A 21,864-nucleotide genomic window follows, 5' to 3' on the forward strand; every position below is an offset into this window, starting at 1 on the left:
GTATTCCCTGTAATCATCGCTTTCCTGTTTTACTCGCAGTCCCTCCCATGCCTTCCGGCGGTGAAGGGCCGTGGGACGCGCCTGCTTTCCCGCAGTCCCCCCTGGACGGAGGTCCGAATGAGCAACCCGAGCATGAGCGGTCATTCCTTGAAGTGGTTGGCGGTCGTGGCGGTGTTGGCGGCGGGCTGTGGCGGCGGCCAGTCGTCCGTGGAGAGCATCGAGCTGAAGGGCGTGGACGAGAGCATTGGCAGCAGCGCCAACGCGATCACCACGTGCGTCACCGCGGGCTCCAACCTCCAGACGACCGCGAACCTGAACCTGCGCAGCGGGGCCGGGACGACGTACAGCATCCTCCTGACGATGCCGTCCGGTTCCATTGCCAAGGAGGCGGGCGGGGGTTGCCCCACCAGCGGTTGGTACAAGGTCACCTACAGCGGCGTGACGGGCTGGGCCTCGGGCAGCTACCTCAACCTGGTGACCACCTCCACCACCACGCGCGACGATTCCATCAACATCGCGAAGGGCGCGATGGGCTTCTCCTACTGGTGGGGCCACGGCGGCTGGAATCCGGGCTCCGCGGTGGGCTCGTGCTCGGGTAACTGCCCGAGCTGCACGCACAGCGGCTCGTACGGCGCGGACTGCTCCGGCTTCCTTGCCAAGGCCTGGGTGGTGCCCAGCACGAACAGCAACGTGGCCGTCGACTCGCACCCCTACAGCACCATCAGCTTCAACTCCGACACCAGCCAGTGGACGACCATCTCCCGCGACGCCCTGCTGAAGGCGGATGCGCTCGTCTACAACGTCGACGGCGCCGGCCACACCTTCCTCTACGAGTCGGGTGATGGCTGGGGCAGCATGTGGGCCTACGAGTGCAAGGGCTGCGCGGCCGGTTGCGTCTACAACCTCCGCACCGCCACCACCACCTACCACGCCATTCGTCACTTCTAATCCCTCCGCTGTTGGGGAGGTGGCGGTTGGGACTGACTGTCTCTTGAGGATGTGATGCGCGTGCGACCGGGCCTGCTCGCCCTGCTGGTGTTGTTGCTGAACCCCCTGATGGCTGGAGCCGAGCCCCGGAAGGCGGTGATTCTCTTCACCGGAGACAACGGCGGAGAGATCGCCCACTGCGGCTGCGGGCAGAACCCGGCGGGGGGCCTGGCTCGGCGCAAGACGGTCCTCTCTCAAGAGCGCGCGAAGGGTGTGCCGGTGCTGGTGCTGGACTCCGGCAACGCGCTGTTCAAGACGCTCCAATCGGGAGGGGAGCCGAGCGCTCGGGCTCGCGCGGAGCTGTTGCTGGAGCAGATGGATGCGTTGGGTACCGTGGCCATGGCCGTGGGGGCGCGAGACCTGGTGCTCGGCACGGACTTCCTGAAGCAGGCCACCCGGAAGTCGAAGATGAAGTTGTTGTCGGCCAACCTGGTGGATGCGAAGGGCAAGCCGCTCTTCGCTGCCTCCACGGTGGTGCGGGTGGGGCAGACGACCTTCGGCGTGGTGGGGCTCTCGCCCGAGGGAGAGGCGCAGCCGGGAATGATCGGCCGACCTCCCGGGCCCGCGCTCCTGGCTGAGGCCCGCCGCCTGCGCGAGAAGGACAAGGTGGACGTGGTGGTGGTGCTGGCCGCGATGCCGTTGGCGTCCTCCCAGACGCTCTCCCGGGAGGCGGGGGATGCGGTGGATCTCGTCCTGCAATCACACGAGGGCCGCCTTCCGGGGACGGCGCAGCGCCACGGTCATGCCACCCTGGTGCAATCTGGCGAGCGCGGCAGGCAGTTGGGCCGCCTGGAGCTCACCCCCGCGGGGGCGGGACCGTTCGTTGATCTCGCTGAGCTGGCACGGGCTCGGGAGGGACTGAAGCTCCTGGACGAGAACATCCAGCGGGCCCGGGAGCGCCTGGCCGCGGCGAAGGACGAGGCCACCCGGAAGTCGCTCGAGGAGGCGCTGGCCGGATTTCTGTCCCGGCGCCAGCGAATGGCGGAGCAAGCTCGGGAGCGGCCGGAGGCGGGGAGCCGTACCCAACTGCTCTCGTTCATTGCGCTCGGGCCAGAGGTGGCGGATGACCCGGAGCTGAAGGCGCGGGTGGAGCGGATCGAGCCCCCGGGCTCTGTGTCGCATTGAGAGGAGCCCCTTCGTGGCTCGCTGCATCACCCGGTATTCGCAGGAAAGGAAGCGGTCATGGAGGCGCGCAAGCGCGGTGTTGGCATCATCCTGGGTCTCGTTGTCCTCGCGCTTGGCCTCGCGCTCGTGGTGGCACGCTCTGGCAACAAGGACGGTTCGGGCTCTGCCTCGCCAACGGACGGGTCGGCGGCATCGGCTCAGGGAGACACCGCTCCGGCTGGGGCTCCAGCCGGCTCTCGTCAGCAGGGGAGGGCGGAGCCGGGGGCTTCTCAGGCCGCTCCTTCCAACAGGGCCCAGGGAGTGATCGCGGAGCTGGGCTGGGGCAGCGGGCCCTCGCAGCTGGGACGCGATCGTCCCCAGGAGGCCAACCCCGAGGCGCCCATGTCCCTGACGGTGACGCCGCTCGGAGATGTCGTGGTGCTGGATCAGCTCAATGGCCGGCTCGTCCGCATTGGCCAGGACGGCAAGGTGCTCGGGACCACGCCGCTCACCCAGCAGACGCCGCAGGACGTCACCGTGGCGAAGGACGGCACCTTGTTGGTGATGGATCGGCTGCGGGACAAGTCCGTGGCCATCATCGACCCCGAGACGGGGACGCTCCGGGGTGAGCTGCCACTTCAGGGAGCGGGCATCCCCGAGACGGGTGGCATCACCGGCACCTTCGTGGATGGGGACTCGGTGTACGTCGAGCGCGAGCACGGCGCGTTGATCCGCATCGGAGACCTCTCGGGCACGGCCGACACCACGCGTTCGGAGATTCCCGGCCGCCCCACTCGGGATGGCCGCTCCTACATCCTCGCCAACATCATCGACTCACGAGGAGGCCGCCTCCTGGTCAACGCCGTCGATCGCCAGACGAACCAGCAGCGCTACACCCGCGAGTACCGGCTGCAGTTTCCGTTGATGTACATCACGCTGCTCGACTCGGATCGCTCCGGTGTCATCTACCTGGGGGTGGCCGGTGAGCTGCCCACGGGCAAGGCCAGCCCGGCATCCGAGCCCGGCGTGCGGCTCTTCTGCCTGGATCCGCTCGATGGGAAGGTGCTGGGCCAGGCGGACCTGCCGCTCAACACCATGCCCGAGGAGACCTTCCGGGACTTCGCGGTCCTCGACGAGGGAGGAGTCGTCTACCAGCACCGCACCGAGGCCGGCGTCTCCCTGCGGCGCGCGGACTGCCGCTAATCCCTTTCAGGTAGGTCCGCGAAGGACATTTCCCCTCTCCCCCCGGGAGAGGGGGTATTGCTCCCCATTGCTCACTTCCTTGAAGCGGATGAGGCGGGCCTTCGTGCCGGTCAACCCGTCGCGGCGAGCGTATCCACGTACAGCGTCCGCACCTGATCGGCGAGTGCCACCGGGTCCGGTGCGAACAACTCGGGAGACATCGGCGGCAACACGCGCACGCGGATGGAGGCGCGCGGGCTCATCCAGATGCCATCCCCCTCGAGGAGCTGGGGGGTTCCCTCGATGACCACCGGCACCACGGGCACGTGCTCCTCCAGCGCGAGCTGGAAGGCTCCCCGTTTGAAGCGCAGCAGTCCCTCTTGCGAATAGGTGCCCTCGGGGAAGATGAGCACCGGCATGCCCCTGCGCAGCCAGTACCGGCAGGACTCGAGCATCTGGTCCATGGAGGTGGTGCTGCCGCGGGTCACCGGCACGTAGCCCAGCAGGCTCATCATCCACCCCACGAGGGGGAGGGAGAACAGGGACGACTTGGCCACGAACTTGTAGGGGTGGAACAGGCCCATGGCGGCGAGGATGTCCGCGGCGGACTGGTGGTTGGCCACCAGCACGCAAGCGCCGGACGGCAGCAACTCCCGCCCCTCCACGCGCGTGCGCCACCCCGGGGATGCGTGCAGCCACAACCCGAAGCACCAGCGGCAGACCAGCGTGTGCAGCCACCGCCGGTCCGGATCCACTGGGTACGCGACGAGGAACAGCACCAGCCCGAGCAGGAAGAGCACCGGGGCGGTGACGAGGAAGACGAGCCAGAACCAGGCGGTGACGACGTATTTCATGGCGCAGGGCGGTGGGAGGAGGGGCATCGCATGTGCGGGGGCCCCTCGTCCACTCCCTGCGCGAGGTTCAGCTGGCCACCCGGGTCACGGCCTCGTGGAGCTCGGGAGCCCCCGAGAGACGCCGGAGGAGCCGCCGGCGGACGACGTCGATGTGCTCGCGGAAGAAGTAGAGGTTCTCGGCGTAGGCGAGTGGCACGGGGATCCGGTTCACCGCGCGCTCGGCCTCCTCGAGCCGCTTCATCATGTCCTCGAGCATCTCCTTCCCGGGGTTCTCCTCGAGCTGGAGCTCGATCTCCTTCAGGCGCGCATACCAGCGGAAGATGCGCGAGCGCACCCGCCACAGATACACCGCGGGCACGGCCCGCCCCAGGGGGACCAACACGGCGATGATGGGCACCAGCATCACCCAGAGCCGGTCCACCAGGTTCGCGGCCCAGAACGGAAGGTAGCGTTGCAGGAGCGGGACCCCGGCCTGGTAGTAGCGGCGGGCCTCGTCACTGAGCGGGAAGCCGGTCTCGAGCGGCGCCGGGAATTCGCCCGACCGGTCGAGCAGTCCGGCGCTGCCGTGGAGCTCACTCGCGGTGCGCATGAGCAGATAGGCGAGCGCCGGATGCAGCGTGTCGCGCGCGATGAGGTTCGCGGTGGGCGCGAGCAGCACTACGTCGTGATCCGGGATGTCCGCGGCGAGGTTGAACACTCCGCGCGGCAGCACGAGCTTCGACAGGTACGGGTAGCGGCGGGCGTAGGCCTCACCGCGAGCGAAGCTGAGGAGCCGCACACCGGGAGCGGCGGCGAGCTTCTGGATGGCCGGCGATTCCGCGGGGGAGACGAGGAACACCGCGTCGACGCTGCCCGCCTTGAGCTGCTCGATGGCCGCGTCGCGCTCCAGCGGCAGGAGCTCCGTCGGGGACTTGTCCACGCCGTTGACCGACAAGAGTGTTTGAGCGAGCGCGCGCGTTCCGCTCTCGGGGCCTCCCACCGCGATGCGCTTGCCCTTCAGCCCGAGGACATCGTCGATCGGCTCGCCCCGGTAGAAGACCCACAGCGGCACGTACGAGAGGCTGCCGAGCGAGACGATGCGTGCGGCGTCCTCTCCGCCGGCCGTGCCGCTCTGCACGAACGCGACGTCCGCCTCCGCCGTGTCCCCGGAGAGGAGCCCGACGCTGGTGACCGACCCCTTCGTCTGCCGGATCTCCACCGTGACGCCGTGCCGCGCGAGTCTCTCCTGGTAGCGCCGGGCGAAGTACCGGAAGCCTCCCTCGTCCTGTGGTGTCGCGAGGACGAGCTTCATCGGTGGCGCGGGCTTGACGAAGTAGAACGTGACGGCGAACGCGAGTCCGACGAGGAGGGCCGCGGGGGCCACCGTGAGCCACAGGTCACGCCGCGTCGTGCGCTGGAGCTGTTCCTTGATGGAGTCCTTCTTCATGATGGGCGCGGAGTATAGACATCCCCGGAGAATCCCCGTCGAGCAGGCAGGGGGGGCACGTTCCTCCACCCCGGGCGGATGGCATATCCTCCCCGCCATGGACTGGTCGTGGATGCGCCCGAAGTGGAAGCTGAGCAAGGAGGAGGAGTCTCGCCTGGTGGCGGCCATCCGCCGCGCCGAGGAGGGACACCGGGGGGAGGTGCTCGTTCACCTCGAGCGGAAATGCCCCGGAGGGGAGCCGCTGGCCCGTGCCGCACAGCTCTTCGAGCAGCTCGGCTTGCGTCGCACGGCCGAGGACACCGGGGTGATCCTCTATGTCGCGTTGTCCGACCGCAAGGCCGCTGTCTACGCGGGACAGGGAGTCCATGGCGCCGCCCAGCCTGGCTTCTGGCAGGAGGTGGTGGACGCGCTCGCCAGGGGCTTCCGCGAGGGCTCGGCCGTGACGGCGTTGGAAGCGGCTGTTGAGCGCATTGGCGACCTGCTTCGCACCGCCGTTCCCGGTGAGGACACCCGGGGCAACGAGCTGCCGAACGTGGTGAGCGTGTCATGAGTGACGCGACCCGGAGCCGTCCCCCTCAGGGGCAGGTTGCCTACGATGACGTGGATGACCTCATCCATACCGCCACCCGGCTGATGCAGAAGGACTCGGCGCCGGAGACGCTCACCACCGAGGACGTCAAGCGCATCGGGCAGGAGCTGGACATCCCCGCCGAGTACATCGACCGGGCGATGGAGGTGCTGGAGCAACGCCGCCGGGAGCAGGAGCAGGCTCGGCTCGAGGCGGAGCGGGCGCGACAGGCCCGGCGCGAGCGCCTGCGCAAGGGGGCGTGGGTTGCCGCTGGCGTGGCGGTGGTGCTCGGGCTGAGTGGCCTCTCCGTGCGCAACAGCCTCAATACGACGCTGCAGGAGGTGACGCGCCAGCGTGCGCAGGTGCGCAATGTGGTGGAGCGGCGAGCGCGGGAGCAAGCGCGCTATGCCACCGCCACGCCCGGCCCAGAGCGCGACGCGCAGATCTCCGGCGCGGAGAACCGGGTGAGCGTGGAACAGCGGCGTTACGACCTGGTATCCGCCGGGTACAACGCCTCCGCGTCCTCCTTCCCGCAGGTCTGGGTGGTCCGGCTCTCCGGACTGCCCACCTCCGTTCCTTTGTCCTCCGAGGTGACTTCGTGGTGAAGACCTGGGCCCTGGTGCTGTTGTTGCCGGCGCTCCTCGGCGGCGTTCCGGTCATCGACCGGCCCGTGGTGGATGAGCGGGGGCTGCTGTCTTCCTCGGACACGGAGGCCGTGGCCAGCGAGTTGGTGCGCCTGCGCGACGAAACGGGCGCGCAGATGGCGGTGCTCCTCATCGGCACCACTGGGGGCGAGCCCATCGAGGACTATGCGATGCGGGCCGCCGAGGCGTGGAAGGGGGGGCGTGCCGGCCAGGACGACGGGCTCCTCTTCGTGCTCGCGGTGGACGACCGACGTGCGCGCCTGGAGGTGGGCTATGGGATGGAGGAGTACCTGCCAGACGACGCCGTGAGACGCATCCTCGACGCTCAGGGCCCGTTGCTGCGTCAGGATGACTACCGAGGGGCCGTGCTGGGCGTCATCCAGGGAGTGCATGAGCGCCTGCCGAGCGCCGAGGGCGTGCCGGCACTCTCCGCATCGAAGCCGTTGAGCCCAGCGCAGGTGAACAACATCATGCTGGGGCAGATAGGGATGGGGATCGTCGGGGGCATCCTGCTCGGCTGCTGTGTCGGACTCTGGCGGGAGCGGCTCGGCAGCTGGCGGCTGGCCGGGTGCATCGGTGCGCTCCTCCTCGTTCCTCCGGCCATCACTGTGCTCCTGGTGAACTCGGGCCGGATTCCCACGTTCCACTTCCCGCTGGCCTATGTGGTGTTCGCAGCGATGTTCTTCGTGGTCACCCTCGGGGCCCAGTACCAGTCCCTCCGGGTCGCCTTCGTCCTGGGGCTGAGTGCCACGGCGGGGTGCCTGGTGTCCCTCTCGGACTACCACTCCACGAACGTGTTGAAGATGCTCTTCGATGCTGGGAAGTCCTTCTCCCTCCTGGCCGTCGGGCTGCTGTTCGTCACCTATCCCCCGGTCTTCAGGATCTTGATCGAGATCTTGTTCTTCTTCCTCAACAGCAGTTCCACCTACAGCTCGTCCTCATCCTCCTCGTGGGGCTCGTCGTCTTCTTCAGGCGGTTCCAGCTCGAGCGGCTCCAGCTCGGGGAGCTCCTGGGGTGGGGGAGGGGGCAGCTTCGGCGGGGGCGGGGCCAGCTCCTCCTGGTAGCAACCCCGCCCAGTGTGGAGGTGCGCACCTTTCCCTAGGATTGACCCCTTGATGCTGGCGTCCCTCGTGACGACCTTCGGCGCTTCGATGGGGGTCTGAGCGCGGGGGCAGCGGGTGACGCGAGAAGCGAGGAGCGAAGGACGCTTCAAGGGCGCGTGCGGAGTGTTCACCTGTCTGCTCCTGCTCGCCTGTGAGCCGGAGCTTCCGGGGAATGGCAAACCCTCCGATGCGCCGTCCCCTCAAGTGGAGCAGCCGGCTCCAGAGGAGCCTGCGCCGACAGTGCCCCAGCCGCCTGAGCCCATGGGCCGCAGTTGGTACGTGAGTCCGAAGGGCTCGGATGGTGGGGCGGGCACACGCGAGGCCCCGTTGCGCACCATCGGCCGGGCGGCGGCACTCGCGAGTCCGGGAGAGATCATCCGGGTACTCCCAGGGGTCTATCCGGAGGAGCTCGTCCTCGAGTCACGGGGCTCGGGTGTCGCTCCCATCACCCTGCGCGGGGAGGGCTCTCCGAGGCCCACCCTTGTCCCGAAGGACAGGGTGCGCGGCGCGGTGATCCGCGTGCAGGGGCGCTGGAACCTGGAGAACCTGCACATCGACGTCGGGGGAGCGCGAATGTTCGCCGTCCTCTTCGATGCCAACGCCAGCCAGTCCATCCTCTCCGGGAGTGAGCTGCATGGCGGGACCTCTGGCGCGGGCGTGTGTGTGGAGGGAGCGCAGGACATCACGATCCAGAACAATGCCCTCCATCACTTCATCAAGCCGGGAGATGACTCCCATGGCGTGGCGGTGGTGGGTCCGGCACGGAGCATCGTCATCCGGGGCAATGACATCCATCACAACTCGGGGGACTCCATTCAATGCCAGGCGGGTGAGGGCCCCGCTGAGGGGGTACTCATCGAGGGCAACACGCTGCACGACGAAGGCGAGAACGGGGTGGACATCAAGCAGTGCCTTCGAGTCACCGTGCGTGACAATGTCCTCTCCGGATTTCCCAACACGGCCATTCGTGAGCCCGGCTCCTCGGCAGGGGAGGCTGTGGTCATCCACGCGTCCGCCCGCGACATCCAGGTGCATGGCAACTCCATCTCGCGAGCCGGCCGCGGCGTGTCCATCCTCGATGGCAACACTCCGCCCGAGAACATCCAAGTAGAGGGCAATCACATCCAGGACATCCGCAACGTTCCGGCGGGCAATGGGCAGGGCATCCGCATCGCGGGGGCCAGGAGCGTTAAGGTGGTGGGAAACACCATCGAGGGTACGGCCAGCTACGGGCTGATGTTGGCCGCAGATGGCAGGGGCGTCACTGGACTCGAGGTTAGGAACAACCTCCTGCGAGGGGGTGGGCAACCGCTTCTCCTGCGCCTTGGGGCTGAGCCTTTCCGCCAGGGGCTCCTGATGCAGGAGAACCACTACGCTCGCGGTGGCATCCTGAAGGCCGATGGCGAGGACTTCCCTGGCGAGCAGCTCACCCTCTCATCCCCGGAGAAGCTCGGGGTGTGGCGGCAGGTGCTCGGGGTGGACGAGGGGTCCACCGTGCTGGAGTGAGTCCCGCACCAGGCGGCGGGTTCGATTCCCGCCGCCTCCACTTTTTTACGCCGTGCTTACGGGTGGTTGGCAGCTTCCTCCATCCGTGTTGCACGTATGTCGCACGCGGGCGCAGAGGGCCGGTCGAGAACCCCGACCGCCTCTCTGCGCGTGTCCGGGCTCAGGTGGGCGTAGCGCTCCGTCATGTCGATGGTCGCGTGGCCCATTAGCTCCTTGATGACCGTCAGCGGTATCCCCCTCATGGCGAGGTGGCTGCCGTAGGTGTGCCGCAGGTCGTGCCAGCCGATGCGGCCCTGCTCGCGCGTGATGCCCGCCCGCTGGAGGGCCCGGCGCAGCGGCAGCTTGAGCAGCCCGTCAGTAAGCGGCTGGCCGTCCTCCTGGCAGAACACGTAAGGGCCGCGCAGGTGCCGGTGTCCCTTGAGCGCGTCCACTGCCGAGCCGGGCAGTTCCACCGTCCTCTCGCGTCCGCCCTTGGGCAAGCCCGAGACACCGCGCCAGATGGTACGGCGGACGTGCAGCTTGCCTCGCTGGAAGTCCACGTCGCCCCACTGGAGCCCGATCAGCTCCCCTTGCCGCAGCCCCGCCTTGAGCGCCACCAGGAGCAGCGCTCGCCATTCCGGCTCGGCGGCGTCGAGCAGGCGCTCTGCCTCCTCGAAGGTGAGGAAATCAAAGGGCGGCTTCGGCAGCTTCGCGAAGAGCCTCACGCGCGGAGCCTGCTCGATGACCCGCTGCTCTTCCGCGACCGCCAGCAGCTTGCTCAGCACTGTCAACACGTTGTTGATGGTTTTGAGGCTCAGAGGCTTCGGCTCCTCGCCGCTGCGCTTGCGGATGGCTGCCTGCGTGGGGGCCTCCTTCCGGGCGCGCGCTGCCGACTTCTTCTTGCGCATGACAGCCTTGAAATCCTCAATCTCAGCCGGGCCAATAGCAGCCAGCGCCATTTCACCGAAAAACGGCAGGATGTGAGCCTCTAGGATTTGGCTCTTGCTGACGACGCTGGAGTGTTTGTTGTTGTTCTCGCTGTAGGTAAGGGGCTGTCGCAAAATAAGTGTAATGAAAGTGATAATGAGCCCACCAGGCAGGCAGCCATGGGGCTGGTCGCTGCGTAAGAGGCATTTCGTGGGCATGTTGTATGCGTGAAAGTAGATCTCGAAGCCTTGCGCGCCAAGTTCAAGGCCCTGGCCCCCATCATGGACGAGAGGGTCAGCCGCCTGTGGGCTGCGGCTGAAGTGGAAAGCCTTGGACGCGGAGGAACCGCAGCGCTCCAGCGGGCAACGGGGATCAGTGGTCGTCGCATCTGGAAGGGCAAGAAAGAGCTGGCGGAGCTTCGGCGGCAACCGCCTTCAAGGGCTTCAACGTCGCGAGTGCGTCGGCCAGGAGGAGGAAGAAGGCGCCTGAGCGCAAAGGACGCGAGGTTGCTGGGTGACCTCCAGGCGCTGCTCGAGCCGGTGACGCGCGGCGAACCGCAATCGCCGCTTCAATGGACGACGAAGAGCGTGAGGCACCTTGCGTCGGAGTTGAGAGAGCGAGGGCATGAGGTGAGTAGCGACACCGTCGCGCGGATGCTGCACGAAGCGGGGTATAGCTTGCAGGCTCCGCGTAAGGAGGAAGAGGGAGGCAGCCATCCAGATAGGAATGCACAGTTTCGTTACATCGCTCGACAAGCGAAGGCCTTTCAGCGGCGCCGACAACCAGTGGTGTCCGTCGACTCGAAGAAGAAGGAGTTGATTGGAAACTTCAAGACCCCGGGTCGGGAGTGGCAGCTCCAAGGCCAAGCGCCCAGAGTCAACGCCTACGATTTTCCGGATATGGCTGAGGGCAAAGCGATTCCCTATGGAGTGTATGACTTGGCCCGTGACGAGGGCTGGGTCAACGTTGGGACGGACCATGACACTCCTGAGTTCGCAGTCCAGTCGCTTCGGCGTTGGTGGCTCACGATGGGCAGGCATGCATATCCTCATGCAAGAGAGCTTCTGGTGGTAGCGGATGCTGGGGGTTCGAACTCGGCACGGTCGCGGGTATGGAAGAAGTGCCTGCAAGAATTTGCAGATGCCACGGGGTTGAAGGTCTCCGTCAGCCATTACCCTCCGGGCACGAGCAAATGGAACAAGATCGAGCATCGACTCTTTGCCCAGATCACGCTCAACTGGCGAGGCCGACCGCTAACGAGCTATCAAGTTGTCATCAATCTCATCGGCAGCACCACGACACGCACGGGACTGTGTGTTCGGGCTGCCCTGGATACGAGGGAGTACCCCCTTGGCGTTCGCGTCAGCGCAGCGGACTTTGGGCAACTGAACATCCGAAAGAAGCGGTTTCACGGGGAATGGAACTACTCGCTCTCTCCGAGACGGCAAGCGAGCGCTCAGCTGGTGAAATAATTACACTTATTTTGCGACAGCCCCTAAGGAAGCGCGGGGCAAACTCCGCCAACGGCATAGGGCGCTCCCCGTTGTTGTTCTCCTTTCCGAAGGTTCCATTGAGGAGGGAGGCGCGCAATTCGCGCTCGTACTGCTCGGCACCCCGGCGCGTCTGCACAGGCGAGAACTTCACGACTCGCTGTCGCCGTCCGTCCGGGTGGTGGAACATGAAGTCCACTTGCCAAGCCTCCTCAACCTTCCCTGCCTTGTTCTGCCACTTCCGCAATCTGACGCTCATTTCCGACTCCCGAGCGCAGAATCACGGCCCTTACCGACTGTCCACTCTAGCAGGGCAGCGCGGCGGATGCGGAGGGTTTTCCCGATGCGAGCGACACCGGGAACCTGCTCAAGCCGGATCGCTTCGTAGAGAGTTTTCCTGTTCACGCGCAGTATTTCGGCGGCTTCCTCCACCGTGAGAAACGCGGGCGCGGCGTCCGCAGAAACGGGGGGCGTGCTCATGGCTGGCTCCCGTCCTGCACTGGCGTTGCTCTCCGGGTTGGAGAAGGGGCCGCACTCCAGAGAATGCCGCGCCGCTGGTGCATGGACGCGTGAGCTTCCCGCCGGTCCCCAGCGCTGGCCCCCAGGCAAGTGACCACAGGCGCGGCCTGGAGTGACCACAGGCGCCGCATGGAGCGACTACCGGCGTTTTTCCCGGCGTCCTCACCTGTCAGCCAACAACGGCGCACGAATGCGCCAAACACGGAGGGATTCCCCTCCAGGGATTTGATCTTGTTCATCACCTGCCCGCCCTGAACGACACGCCCAACAGCCCAAGAACTACCCAGGCCAGCAGTGACACAGCGCAAAGCCGCGTGTCCAGGCCACGAACAAAGCGCGAGGGGTGATCGGCAAGAGTGCAGCCGGGCAACCAAGGGCCGCACAGGCGAGCGAATGGAGCACGGCCCGCATCGACACAGCCAGCGCACCCCACGAGGCGCGGCGAATGGCCGTCCAGCCTGCCTGGATGCTCGCCACGAGGCCCGCGTCGACGTGGCCTCCTGTCCGGCCCGTATGGACGTGCCAAAAGCACAGCGCGCATCCAGACGGGCAGGCAAGGGAGACGGGTAGCGACAGCGTGGCCACCACCGGGCCCACCAACGCCACCACTCAGAGCCACCACCGGGCCCATCAACGCCACCACTCAGAGGCTGTTGAACTGGGCGGACTGATCGCTCCGAACAATGGCCCACTGTTCGCGGTCGGGGCACGAAGTGCATGCGCCTGATGCCGCACGCACCCGTACCGACCACCACGCTGGTGGACGACTCCTGCTCTGCCGCTGCCGCCACGTCCGCTGCCGCACCACCTCCTGGTTACCGTCCAGAAAGGTAGGGTCGTGGATATGACCGGGCAAGTTGTGCCCTCGGGGAGGCGTCCTTACCTCAAGAGGCATGAGCGACCTTCCCATGCCCGCCAGGAAGCCGTACCCCACCGACCTCAACGACGAGCAGTGGGCGTTGGTGGAGCCCTTTGTCCGGGCCAGCGAGTGCGGACCCCAGGAGGTGCTGCATCCGCGTCGGGAGGTGGTGAACGCCATCCTCTACATCACCCACACGGGGGCGCAGTGGCGCTACATGCCGCACGACCTGCCGGACTGGCAGCTCGTCTACCACTACTTCGACCTGTGGAAGAAGAACGGAACCCTCAAACGGATACACGACGCGCTGAGAGTCAAGGTGCGCAAGAAGGCCGGCCGAAAGGCACAACCCACCGCGAGCATCCTCGACAGCCAGAGCGTGAAGACAACGGAAGAGGCGGAAACGAAGGGCTACGACGCAGGCAAGAAGGTAAGGGGCTGTCGCAAAATAAGTGTAATTATTTCACCAGCTGAGCGCTCGCTTGCCGTCTCGGAGAGAGCGAGTAGTTCCATTCCCCGTGAAACCGCTTCTTTCGGATGTTCAGTTGCCCAAAGTCCGCTGCGCTGACGCGAACGCCAAGGGGGTACTCCCTCGTATCCAGGGCAGCCCGAACACACAGTCCCGTGCGTGTCGTGGTGCTGCCGATGAGATTGATGACAACTTGATAGCTCGTTAGCGGTCGGCCTCGCCAGTTGAGCGTGATCTGGGCAAAGAGTCGATGCTCGATCTTGTTCCATTTGCTCGTGCCCGGAGGGTAATGGCTGACGGAGACCTTCAACCCCGTGGCATCTGCAAATTCTTGCAGGCACTTCTTCCATACCCGCGACCGTGCCGAGTTCGAACCCCCAGCATCCGCTACCACCAGAAGCTCTCTTGCATGAGGATATGCATGCCTGCCCATCGTGAGCCACCAACGCCGAAGCGACTGGACTGCGAACTCAGGAGTGTCATGGTCCGTCCCAACGTTGACCCAGCCCTCGTCACGGGCCAAGTCATACACTCCATAGGGAATCGCTTTGCCCTCAGCCATATCCGGAAAATCGTAGGCGTTGACTCTGGGCGCTTGGCCTTGGAGCTGCCACTCCCGACCCGGGGTCTTGAAGTTTCCAATCAACTCCTTCTTCTTCGAGTCGACGGACACCACTGGTTGTCGGCGCCGCTGAAAGGCCTTCGCTTGTCGAGCGATGTAACGAAACTGTGCATTCCTATCTGGATGGCTGCCTCCCTCTTCCTCCTTACGCGGAGCCTGCAAGCTATACCCCGCTTCGTGCAGCATCCGCGCGACGGTGTCGCTACTCACCTCATGCCCTCGCTCTCTCAACTCCGACGCAAGGTGCCTCACGCTCTTCGTCGTCCATTGAAGCGGCGATTGCGGTTCGCCGCGCGTCACCGGCTCGAGCAGCGCCTGGAGGTCACCCAGCAACCTCGCGTCCTTTGCGCTCAGGCGCCTTCTTCCTCCTCCTGGCCGACGCACTCGCGACGTTGAAGCCCTTGAAGGCGGTTGCCGCCGAAGCTCCGCCAGCTCTTTCTTGCCCTTCCAGATGCGACGACCACTGATCCCCGTTGCCCGCTGGAGCGCTGCGGTTCCTCCGCGTCCAAGGCTTTCCACTTCAGCCGCAGCCCACAGGCGGCTGACCCTCTCGTCCATGATGGGGGCCAGGGCCTTGAACTTGGCGCGCAAGGCTTCGAGATCTACTTTCACGCATACAACATGCCCACGAAATGCCTCTTACGCAGCGACCAGCCCCATGGCTGCCTGCCTGGTGGGCTCATTATCACTTTCATTACACTTATTTTGCGACAGCCCCCAAGCGGGAGATAGGCATTCTCATTCACCTGGAGAATCCCGGTGTCGTCCGTTACGTGGGGTCGGACTTCTGGCCCGACCCGGCTATCGGCCATCCCTATATCGTGATGGAATTCGTGCCGGGCGACACGCTCTTTGCGTTTGCCTACAGCCAGAATCCATCGGCGCGGAAGGCGACGCGCATCGTTCTGGAAGTGGCGGTGACGCTCGGGGAGGTACACGCGGCGGGCGTGTTTCACCGGGACGTGAAGCCGGAGAACATCCTCATTCGGGAAGGGAGCGAGAAGCCGATCTTGATTGATTTCGGAATTGGTTCTCTTGCCAGTGCCCCGACCGTCACCGGCTCGCAGCTCCCGCCCGGGACAGAGGAATACCGCTCCCCCGAGCAGATACGCTTCCAGCACGCCAACCCAGACGGCACGGGTCAATACGAGTACGGGCCCGCCGACGAGATGTGGGCGTTGGGCGTGGCCTATTACTGGCTGCTAACGGATGAGCTGCCCTTTGGCGAGCGCACGGATGAAGGTGGACTGAATGGACTGCGCGAGCGCATTTTGACGCACAGGCCGGATGCGCCTCACGTTGTCAATCCGCGCGTGCCGCTGGCAGCCTCGCTGCTGTGCATGAGGATGCTTGCTGCGCGACCGGAGGCGCGTTTCCCGGTGGTGGCGACGCTGTGCGCGGCTTTGAATGAGTCCCTATCCACCGCTGAGAGCGACGCCACCTGGGATGTGCCGCTCGGGGACCCGGACGATCCGCAGCTCACAACCACGGCCGAGGACCCGGAACGGCAAGAGGCGAGCGAGCAGCGGCGCGCCTTTCTAAGGCTGAGGAAGCAACGCCCCCGGCGCGGGCGTCCCCTGCCGAAAAGGGACCGGGTGTTCTTCCTGCCCGAGGAGATGGCAGCTCCACGGGTCCCACCAGCAGCCGCACACCCGGACGAGTTCCCCAAGGTGGACGCTCCGGGCGTGGCCGCGCCCGCTGGGGGGCACGAGCCGCCCGTTCCGAGCGCCTCGGTGCCGCCAGCTCGCGAACTCGAGCCCGCCGCCGCCGCTCCCCACCCCCGTCGCGCCGCGTGGCGCCTGGGGCTCGCTGGTGCCGTGCTGCTGATGGCCGTCGTTGCCCTGTCCGTGGGCGCGAACCTGGGGGGGCCTGGCTCTACGGGGCGCACCAGCGAGGCAGGGGCGGAACTGCCGCTACCATCTACGTCCCCGGCCACCAGCGCAACCGATGCAGGCGTGCGCGGTCGTGAAGTGGCGCCCGATGCAAAGGCGCTGGAATCTCTCCCCGGAGGAGACGCGACACCCGTTGGGGCTCACCTTCCCGCGTCTACCGCTAACGCCATGCTTCGCACGTCCGCTCAGACGCCCAAGAACGAAACGACGAAAACGCAGACGCAAGGTGCAGGGTTCCGCTTGCTGGTGAAGCCCGCAGCCGTCGCGGTTTGTGCGCTGCTCGATGGGGGATGCACCGCGCCCGCTTCCCAGGTGCGCACCGAGCCCCCCACGATTTCCTGCCCCCAGGATTGGCGGAAGACCCACGAGCGGTTCAACGTCGTCAATGGCCGCGGCCATTACGCCACGGTCAAAGGGTACAAGGCCGAGCCCGGAGAGGCTGCCAGGGTGAAGGATGGCCCCGCTACCCTCTTCGTGGGAAAGGTCGGTGGCGTTGGATTCGGTCGCATGGGGGATTTTCCAGACGGGACCTTGCTTCTTGGCGCGTGGAAGCTCGGCGACGACCGCCTTTTCGGCACCTTCACTGAAGCAAAGGTTCCGGGCGAGGGGACTCTCCCCGTGTGTTTGGTTGCTGGCCTGGACATCGTCACGGGCTACATGGACGAGCACGGCAAATTGTTTGATTGTCCCCCTGGATTGGGTGTCTGCCTCACTCCCGGAAGCACGCCCGGCAACGCCAAGACACCCACGCGCGTTCTTCTCGAAGTGCCTGTCGGGCAGCCCTGATTATTACCTTGCCCTTTGGAGGTTGAGTTTCCGTGCTGCCCCCCTCTCCCGGTGCCGTCTTGCTGGCCGCCCTGCTCGCTGGTGCTGCGCAAGCCGCAGAACCGCTCCCCGTCCCCCGCTGCGCAGCGACGGCGCGTTTTGACTTGGCCGCAGGCTCCCCGGAGGTGGCTCCCGACGTGTGCGCGAGCGCGGACGAGACGACGACCTTCGTCTTTGATTCCCGTGTCGCTGTGGGGGCGGTGGAGTTTCAGCCAGGAGGCCGCCTCGCGGATTGGGCACTTGGGCAAGAGGGGCTGAGCCTCCACGTCATGCCCAAGGGGGATTATCTGCCAGGGGAGCGGGTAAAGGTGACGGTGCGCTTCGCGGATGGCGCGGCACCGGCGAGCGCGAGCTTCTGGCTCGTGGGCCATGCGGCAAAGGGGACGCGCCGGGTGTATGTGTTCCGGCAGCCGCGCCCGCCCGACGTGCTCAAGAAAGAGCGTGACGAAGCACAGGCCGAAGCGCGCCAGTGCCAGGAGGACAAAGCGCGGCTTCTGGCCGAGCGTGAGGAGCCGGGTGGGCTCATGGGGGCCGCGTGGCTGGAGGGGGCCGGGGTCGTGGCGTTCAAGCGGATTGGCCCGTATCTGAGGGAGCACCCAGCCAACGCGCTCGGGCTGGATGAAGCCTGGAGCTACAGCTACACGCTCACGGGCGAGACCCACCCGGCAAGCGTGGCTGTGCGGCTGCGCCTCTTGAACCCCGGCGCCGAGCCCTGGACGCTCGCGGGGGCGGCGCTGGTGGACTCGGCGGGGGAGCAGGTGGAGCTTGCCCGTTGGCCACTGGCGCCAATCCCCGCGACTGGTGCCGGTGCCGTCGTGGTGGGCATCGAGGGGGCGCGCGCGCAGCTCGGCTGCCCCTGCACCCTCAAGCTATGGGAAGCACAGGGGCCGCGCACCTTCACCCTTGAGAACGTCACCTTCCCCGAGGGGAAAGCGAAGGGGCCCTGAGCGCGGCAACCGGGAGCCGTGCCGAGTCTCAAGGGGCTGCGCGCCCGCCAATCTCCGGGAAGCGCTCGTAGGCCCGTTTGAGCGGGTCCAAGTGCGCGGGGTTGTCCAGGTCGAGCGGCGTGCCCGTGAGCCCGAGGCGCGCGACCTCCGTTCTACAACGGCATGCGGTCCTTCGCTCCTCCGAGCAGCTCGAACGCGGCGTCCCACGTCTGGGAATCGGATTCAGCGCGCGGCGGCAGAAGGTAGTGGGCGGGTCGATCGTCCTCGTCCGGGGCCCTCGGGTCAGCGCCTGCGGCGAGCAGTAGCTTGATCATGGGTAGGTCCAGTCGAAGTGCCGCATGCCCGAGAGCGGTGAGCCCGGACAGTCCGCCCCAGTCGTTGATGGTCCGGGCGGCTCCCGCGTACAGGAGCAGAGCAGCCATGGCAAGGCTACCCACCTCCGCGCTTATCCGCAGTGGCGTGTCGCCTTCGCCGCTGCGCACGTTGGGGTCGGCCCCCGCCCTTACGAGCACTTCGAGGGCTTCCACCTCTTGCTCGCAGACGGCCGTCAACAAGGGCGTCAGGTCCCGATTGGCGTCCCAAGCGTTGACGTCCGCGCCGTGCTCGATGAGCACTTGGAGCACGTCGACCTCGCCTCCATCGCAAAGTGCGAAGATAGCCTCTTGTAGAGGACGCAGCCCCCGCTCGTCTGACTGTGGCTCGTTCGGATCAGCTCCCCCCGCCAGGAGTGTTTTGACCCGAGCTGCATCGTGCTGTTTGATCGCTGCGAAGAGTTCCTTCGACATGACTCACTTATCCGCCATTGGATGGCCCGGGGCGCAATTCGTCGCTTCGAGTTTCTTCAGTTTGATGATGCCTCGTTCGACGCCTCCCATTGCTTCATCGTGGCCAGGATCAGATTTTCCACCAAAGCATTTCTTTCGAACCTCCTCTCGTTTATCAAGAACTTTCTGCATGGCAGCAAGACGCAGCCGGATCTTGGAGCACGGTGTCACCGGATCCCATCTATCGTTCGACGACCTGGGCCGCCTTGGATCGAGAGGAGGGATTTTCTTGTAGAGTTCTAGCTTCTCCTCACGGAGCGTGTCGAGCGTACTGTTCTTGCATGTTTGATCAGGGTAACGAGGAACACGGTCATACTCCTCGACGCTGGTGTAGACCTTACCCGTCGCTGGATTTACCGTGTTCCGCCAAGTCTTGGGTTCCCTGACGGCCATAAGCGGGGCCGAATCAAAGTCCGGCACGACCTCCTCTGCTTCCTGACGCTCAAATTCCTCCATGAGCCGCCGTGACTCCTCCGCTACGTCCAGCAGCCGCGCCTCGTACTCCCGCTGAGCGTCGACCCACTCCGGACGACGGTCGATCTCCGGCCCGGCGGTGCTGAAGGGGTAGAGCAGGACGAGGCCCATGAGCAACGGGCCCACCCGGGGAAGGAATTCAGCCAGCGTCCTGGCGCGTCCCGCCTGCGCGACGCCCTCCGCCCCCCTCACCACCTCGGCGGCGTGCCCGCTCGCTTTCGCGGCGCGCGAGAAGCGCTCGAAGGCCCGTTCCGCTGCGGTGAGTTTGCGGTTCAACTGCTCCCATTGATGCGGCTCGATGTCTTGGCGTGCCCGAGACAGCAGTGCCCTGGCCTTGTCCAGGTCCGGCTTTCCAATCCACGACCGTTCCGGTGTCGGCTCCATCGGCGAGGAAACGAGCCGGATGCGCGGGCCCGGGGTGGGAGTCGACGCGAAGGCATGGGGCCGTGGCATCGACTGCGGGGCGGGCGCGCTCGCGCAGGCTGAGGCCAAGAGCAGAAGTACAAGGCAGGCTCGGAAACGCATGGGAAGGTCCTCCATTCGGGCTAGGACCTAGCGGGTCCTGGCGGGGCTGCTCGGAGTATGACAGGGCGCCCCGACACTACGGACGAGCGCGCCGGGGGCACGAAAGGGGCCAGGGTGCCGCAGCCGCAACTCGGACCAGGGCGAGCGCGAACACAGCAGGCAGCCCATGCTCGGGGGCGGTGCAGGCTCTAGGGCGCCAGGTTGCACGCCCCGACCATGGCCGGTGAAACCGTGAGGCGCGCACCTGGACCGCGCTAGGAGACTCCAGCGGCGCGGCTGCTGGGGCTCGGGGCTTGGTGGAGGGAAGGGCACACGTCAGCCGCATTCGGGGCTGTGGAGGGATCCAAGGCGGTAACGGTGCCAGCCAAGCGCGCTCTCACGGATAGTGCAGGGACAGGCGACCGCTTGCCCGTAGCCGGGGGGATACTGGGCATCCAGGCCGCTCGCGCCTCAACTAGCGTCCCTGTCATTGCTCCGGTTGAAACCTCGTAGCAGCTAAGGGTGTTGAGCTAGTGCGACCAACCACGCGAGTCAGTGCCTGCCCAGCGGACGAGCAGGCACACGACGCTTGCGAAGACCCCACGGAAGTAGCCTGCCTGCTCGCTCCTGCTCAACGCCCTCTGAGCGGTTCAACCAGGGGCTGGTTCCGAGCAATCTTTCCCGACCCCGCGTAAAATGGGGGTCGACCATGAGCGATCCCACTTTGAAGTACCCGCGTGATGCGCTGCTAGACTGGTGGCAGGAGTACAGGGGCCCCCCTCCTCCGGAGGGTCGCCACTTCGGCCACCTCATCGACACCCTCTTCTTCGCCAGTCTGGCGAGAGAAGAAGGCCATCCCGCGCTCGCTCGCATCGTCTACCACGAGGACGGAGTCCAAGGCCTGGAACGAACCCGGGAGCAGGCGGACTTCCACAGTCCACAGGAACCGGCCCTTGCCTGGACGGTCATTCCATTCCATCCCATCCTGCTCACCGCCGATGCCCTGGTGAAGCTCACTCTCGCCGCCGATGTGGAGCGAACAGCCATCATCGTGGGCCCGCATAACGATCAACTTCATATCCTGGGACTGGCGCGGCGGAGCAAATCCACGGACGGCGGAAACGTATGGGTGTTCTCCGCGCCAGAACCCGGCTTCATCGTCTTACACCGCGCGGGTGAGGAGGTCTTCCGCTACGAACGCGGGAAACGGCTCTCCCCGAAGCAGAAGTTTTCTTTGTGGGAGATTCTCCACACCGATGGGCTCGTCAGGAAGACGCTTGAAACGGTTTGTCAGAACCTCGTCCGGACTCTGACCAAGGCCTCCTTCTTCCCGTTTCCGAATTCCGACGTCTCGTCTCTGCTCTTCGATCTCATCAACACCATGGTCTCGACCCGCCATGGCGGGCTCATCGCCATCCTCGCGAAGGAGCCCTCCACGGCGAAGAAACCCGTCTATCCCCTCTCTCACCATCAATCGCTGCTCAGTGAACTCCTCCGGCGAGCCACGACAGCAAAAACGCGTGCGCTCGATCTGGCCTTCAAGCCAGAAGCAAGTGCCGCCGATGAAGAGGCGAGAACGGCGAAGGAGGCCCTGGACTCGCTCATCGCGAACATTGGCCAGTTGACAGCACTGGACAATGCCCTGCTCCTGGGTCCCGACCTCAAGGTCATCGGCGCTGGTTACGCGGTGCCAACCAAGGCGGTCACGCCCACGGTGCATGTCGCACAAAATCTTCAAGGCACGCCGGGTGATGTCTACGACATCGATCAACATGGGTCACGCCATCGGGCCGCCGCGTCGTTTGCCTTCGCTAATCCCGGGGGCTTGGTCTTTCTTGTCTCGCATGACGGGCCACTTCGCTGCCTGATTCGGCCTTCCGAGGAGAAAGAGACCATCCTCCTCTGGAATCTCCGGCTCTTAGAGGCTGTTGAACTGGGCGGACTGATCGCTCCGAACAATGGCCCACTGTTCGCGGTCGGGGCACGAAGTGCATGCGCCTGATGCCGCACGCACCCGTACCGACCACCACGCTGGTGGACGACTCCTGCTCTGCCGCTGCCGCCACGTCCGCTGCCGCACCACCTCCTGGTTACCGTCCAGAAAGGTAGGGTCGTGGATATGACCGGGCAAGTTGTGCCCTCGGGGAGGCGTCCTTACC

At 65.8% G+C, this 21,864-nt stretch carries 19 protein-coding genes and 2 pseudogenes; 12 read left to right on the top strand and 9 right to left on the bottom strand.

What is annotated here, in order from left to right:
• The first annotated feature begins 117 nt into the window (after positions 1–117).
• From OV287_RS22785 to OV287_RS22795, 3 genes are read left to right on the top strand one after another with little or no spacing between them, the layout of a single operon-like run.
• The gene (locus OV287_RS22785) at positions 118–948 is read left to right on the top strand and encodes an SH3 domain-containing protein (protein ID WP_267536144.1); all 831 of its coding nucleotides are present in this window, start codon (positions 118–120) and stop codon (positions 946–948) included.
• Positions 949–1,002: 54 nt separating this feature from the next.
• The gene (locus OV287_RS22790; protein ID WP_308809679.1) at positions 1,003–2,112 is read left to right on the top strand and encodes a bifunctional UDP-sugar hydrolase/5'-nucleotidase; all 1,110 of its coding nucleotides are present in this window, start codon (positions 1,003–1,005) and stop codon (positions 2,110–2,112) included.
• A 57-nt stretch (positions 2,113–2,169) separates the two neighbouring features.
• Positions 2,170–3,294 (top strand): NHL repeat-containing protein, encoded by a 1,125-nt coding sequence (locus tag OV287_RS22795; protein ID WP_267536145.1) that lies wholly within the window; start codon positions 2,170–2,172, stop codon positions 3,292–3,294.
• A gap of 110 nt (positions 3,295–3,404) precedes the next feature.
• Here the strand turns inward: OV287_RS22795 and OV287_RS22800 are convergent, their stop codons facing one another.
• A complete protein-coding gene (locus OV287_RS22800) occupies positions 3,405–4,127 on the bottom strand; it encodes a lysophospholipid acyltransferase family protein (RefSeq protein WP_267542396.1) in 723 nt (240 codons plus the stop codon).
• Between the two features lie 67 nt (positions 4,128–4,194).
• Positions 4,195–5,553: a TAXI family TRAP transporter solute-binding subunit gene (locus OV287_RS22805; RefSeq protein WP_267536146.1), complete on the bottom strand. Its 1,359-nt coding sequence runs from the start codon at positions 5,551–5,553 to the stop codon at positions 4,195–4,197.
• Between the two features lie 112 nt (positions 5,554–5,665).
• On the opposite strand from OV287_RS22805, the gene OV287_RS22810 reads away from it, so the two are divergent.
• The 4 genes from OV287_RS22810 (at position 5,666) to OV287_RS22825 (ending at position 9,374) form a co-directional block, all read left to right on the top strand.
• Positions 5,666–6,103: a TPM domain-containing protein gene (locus tag OV287_RS22810; RefSeq protein WP_267536147.1), complete on the top strand. Its 438-nt coding sequence runs from the start codon at positions 5,666–5,668 to the stop codon at positions 6,101–6,103.
• Positions 6,100–6,726 carry a LemA family protein gene (locus tag OV287_RS22815; protein ID WP_267536148.1) on the top strand — a complete coding sequence of 209 codons (627 nt, stop codon included), beginning with the start codon at positions 6,100–6,102 and terminating at the stop codon, positions 6,724–6,726. Before OV287_RS22810 ends, OV287_RS22815 begins: the two co-directional genes overlap by 4 nt.
• Positions 6,723–7,829: a TPM domain-containing protein gene (locus OV287_RS22820; RefSeq protein WP_267536149.1), complete on the top strand. Its 1,107-nt coding sequence runs from the start codon at positions 6,723–6,725 to the stop codon at positions 7,827–7,829. Before OV287_RS22815 ends, OV287_RS22820 begins: the two co-directional genes overlap by 4 nt.
• Before the next feature lie 279 nt (positions 7,830–8,108).
• Positions 8,109–9,374 (top strand): right-handed parallel beta-helix repeat-containing protein, encoded by a 1,266-nt coding sequence (locus OV287_RS22825; RefSeq protein WP_267536150.1) that lies wholly within the window; start codon positions 8,109–8,111, stop codon positions 9,372–9,374.
• Positions 9,375–9,430: 56 nt separating this feature from the next.
• On the opposite strand, the pseudogene OV287_RS22830 reads toward OV287_RS22825, so the two are convergent.
• Positions 9,431–10,402, bottom strand: a pseudogene (locus OV287_RS22830) (tyrosine-type recombinase/integrase); the annotation flags it as partial.
• Between the two features lie 159 nt (positions 10,403–10,561).
• Between OV287_RS22830 and OV287_RS22835 the strand changes: the two are divergent.
• Positions 10,562–11,752 carry an ISAzo13 family transposase gene (locus OV287_RS22835; protein ID WP_267542308.1) on the top strand — a complete coding sequence of 397 codons (1,191 nt, stop codon included), beginning with the start codon at positions 10,562–10,564 and terminating at the stop codon, positions 11,750–11,752.
• Between the two features lie 25 nt (positions 11,753–11,777).
• Here OV287_RS22835 and OV287_RS22840 read toward each other — a convergent pair.
• A pseudogene (locus OV287_RS22840) lies at positions 11,778–12,029 on the bottom strand (tyrosine-type recombinase/integrase); the annotation flags it as partial.
• Entirely contained in the window at positions 12,026–12,250 is a 225-nt protein-coding gene (locus OV287_RS22845) for a helix-turn-helix domain-containing protein (RefSeq protein WP_267536151.1), read from the bottom strand. The gene OV287_RS22845 and the pseudogene OV287_RS22840, both read right to left, overlap by 4 nt.
• Positions 12,251–13,182: 932 nt before the next feature.
• On the opposite strand from OV287_RS22845, the gene OV287_RS22850 reads away from it, so the two are divergent.
• Entirely contained in the window at positions 13,183–13,716 is a 534-nt protein-coding gene (locus tag OV287_RS22850) for an IS5 family transposase (protein WP_267536152.1), read from the top strand.
• Here the strand turns inward: OV287_RS22850 and OV287_RS22855 are convergent.
• On the bottom strand, positions 13,607–14,797 hold the full coding sequence (locus tag OV287_RS22855) for an ISAzo13 family transposase (RefSeq protein WP_267542308.1): 1,191 nt from the start codon (positions 14,795–14,797) through the stop codon (positions 13,607–13,609). The two genes, OV287_RS22850 and OV287_RS22855, sit on opposite strands and share 110 nt — an antisense overlap.
• A gap of 74 nt (positions 14,798–14,871) precedes the next feature.
• Between OV287_RS22855 and OV287_RS22860 the strand changes: the two genes are divergently transcribed.
• A complete protein-coding gene (locus tag OV287_RS22860; protein ID WP_267536153.1) occupies positions 14,872–16,917 on the top strand; it encodes a serine/threonine protein kinase in 2,046 nt (681 codons plus the stop codon).
• A 32-nt stretch (positions 16,918–16,949) separates the two neighbouring features.
• Entirely contained in the window at positions 16,950–17,903 is a 954-nt protein-coding gene (locus OV287_RS22865; protein ID WP_267536154.1) for a DUF2381 family protein, read from the top strand.
• 28 nt (positions 17,904–17,931) lie between these two features.
• Here the strand turns inward: OV287_RS22865 and OV287_RS22870 are convergent, their stop codons facing one another.
• From OV287_RS22870 to OV287_RS22880, 3 genes are read right to left on the bottom strand one after another with little or no spacing between them, the layout of a single operon-like run.
• On the bottom strand, positions 17,932–18,162 hold the full coding sequence (locus OV287_RS22870; protein WP_308809835.1) for a DUF5953 family protein: 231 nt from the start codon (positions 18,160–18,162) through the stop codon (positions 17,932–17,934).
• The gene (locus OV287_RS22875; protein WP_267536155.1) at positions 18,056–18,688 is read right to left on the bottom strand and encodes an ankyrin repeat domain-containing protein; all 633 of its coding nucleotides are present in this window, start codon (positions 18,686–18,688) and stop codon (positions 18,056–18,058) included. Before OV287_RS22875 ends, OV287_RS22870 begins: the two co-directional genes overlap by 107 nt.
• A 3-nt stretch (positions 18,689–18,691) precedes the next feature.
• Complete coding sequence (locus OV287_RS22880; protein ID WP_267536156.1) at positions 18,692–19,726, bottom strand: hypothetical protein; 1,035 nt, start codon at positions 19,724–19,726, stop codon at positions 18,692–18,694.
• A gap of 688 nt (positions 19,727–20,414) precedes the next feature.
• Between OV287_RS22880 and OV287_RS22885 the strand changes: the two genes are divergently transcribed.
• Positions 20,415–21,707, top strand: a complete 1,293-nt coding sequence (locus tag OV287_RS22885) for a putative sensor domain DACNV-containing protein (RefSeq protein WP_267536157.1) — start codon at positions 20,415–20,417, stop codon at positions 21,705–21,707.
• Positions 21,708–21,864 lie beyond the last annotated feature (157 nt).

The organism is Archangium lansingense (assembly GCF_026626635.1).
In the GTDB taxonomy this organism is placed as follows: domain Bacteria; phylum Myxococcota; class Myxococcia; order Myxococcales; family Myxococcaceae; genus Archangium; species Archangium lansingense.

What these genes read in the sequence shown, in the direction of transcription:
- OV287_RS22850 (WP_267536152.1), top strand. Translation starts at nt 13,183, where the DNA reads ATGAGCGACCTTCCCATGCCCGCCAGGAAGCCGTACCCCACCGACCTC.
- OV287_RS22880 (WP_267536156.1), bottom strand. Translation starts at nt 19,726, where the DNA reads ATGCGTTTCCGAGCCTGCCTTGTACTTCTGCTCTTGGCCTCAGCCTGC.
- OV287_RS22885 (WP_267536157.1), top strand. Translation starts at nt 20,415, where the DNA reads ATGAGCGATCCCACTTTGAAGTACCCGCGTGATGCGCTGCTAGACTGG.
- OV287_RS22835 (WP_267542308.1), top strand. Translation starts at nt 10,562, where the DNA reads ATGGACGAGAGGGTCAGCCGCCTGTGGGCTGCGGCTGAAGTGGAAAGC.
- OV287_RS22790 (WP_308809679.1), top strand. Translation starts at nt 1,003, where the DNA reads ATGCGCGTGCGACCGGGCCTGCTCGCCCTGCTGGTGTTGTTGCTGAAC.
- OV287_RS22795 (WP_267536145.1), top strand. Translation starts at nt 2,170, where the DNA reads ATGGAGGCGCGCAAGCGCGGTGTTGGCATCATCCTGGGTCTCGTTGTC.
- OV287_RS22875 (WP_267536155.1), bottom strand. Translation starts at nt 18,688, where the DNA reads ATGTCGAAGGAACTCTTCGCAGCGATCAAACAGCACGATGCAGCTCGG.
- OV287_RS22785 (WP_267536144.1), top strand. Translation starts at nt 118, where the DNA reads ATGAGCAACCCGAGCATGAGCGGTCATTCCTTGAAGTGGTTGGCGGTC.
- OV287_RS22855 (WP_267542308.1), bottom strand. Translation starts at nt 14,797, where the DNA reads ATGGACGAGAGGGTCAGCCGCCTGTGGGCTGCGGCTGAAGTGGAAAGC.
- OV287_RS22800 (WP_267542396.1), bottom strand. Translation starts at nt 4,127, where the DNA reads ATGAAATACGTCGTCACCGCCTGGTTCTGGCTCGTCTTCCTCGTCACC.
- OV287_RS22845 (WP_267536151.1), bottom strand. Translation starts at nt 12,250, where the DNA reads ATGAGCACGCCCCCCGTTTCTGCGGACGCCGCGCCCGCGTTTCTCACG.
- OV287_RS22810 (WP_267536147.1), top strand. Translation starts at nt 5,666, where the DNA reads ATGCGCCCGAAGTGGAAGCTGAGCAAGGAGGAGGAGTCTCGCCTGGTG.
- OV287_RS22815 (WP_267536148.1), top strand. Translation starts at nt 6,100, where the DNA reads ATGAGTGACGCGACCCGGAGCCGTCCCCCTCAGGGGCAGGTTGCCTAC.
- OV287_RS22805 (WP_267536146.1), bottom strand. Translation starts at nt 5,553, where the DNA reads ATGAAGAAGGACTCCATCAAGGAACAGCTCCAGCGCACGACGCGGCGT.
- OV287_RS22860 (WP_267536153.1), top strand. Translation starts at nt 14,872, where the DNA reads ATGCCTCTTACGCAGCGACCAGCCCCATGGCTGCCTGCCTGGTGGGCT.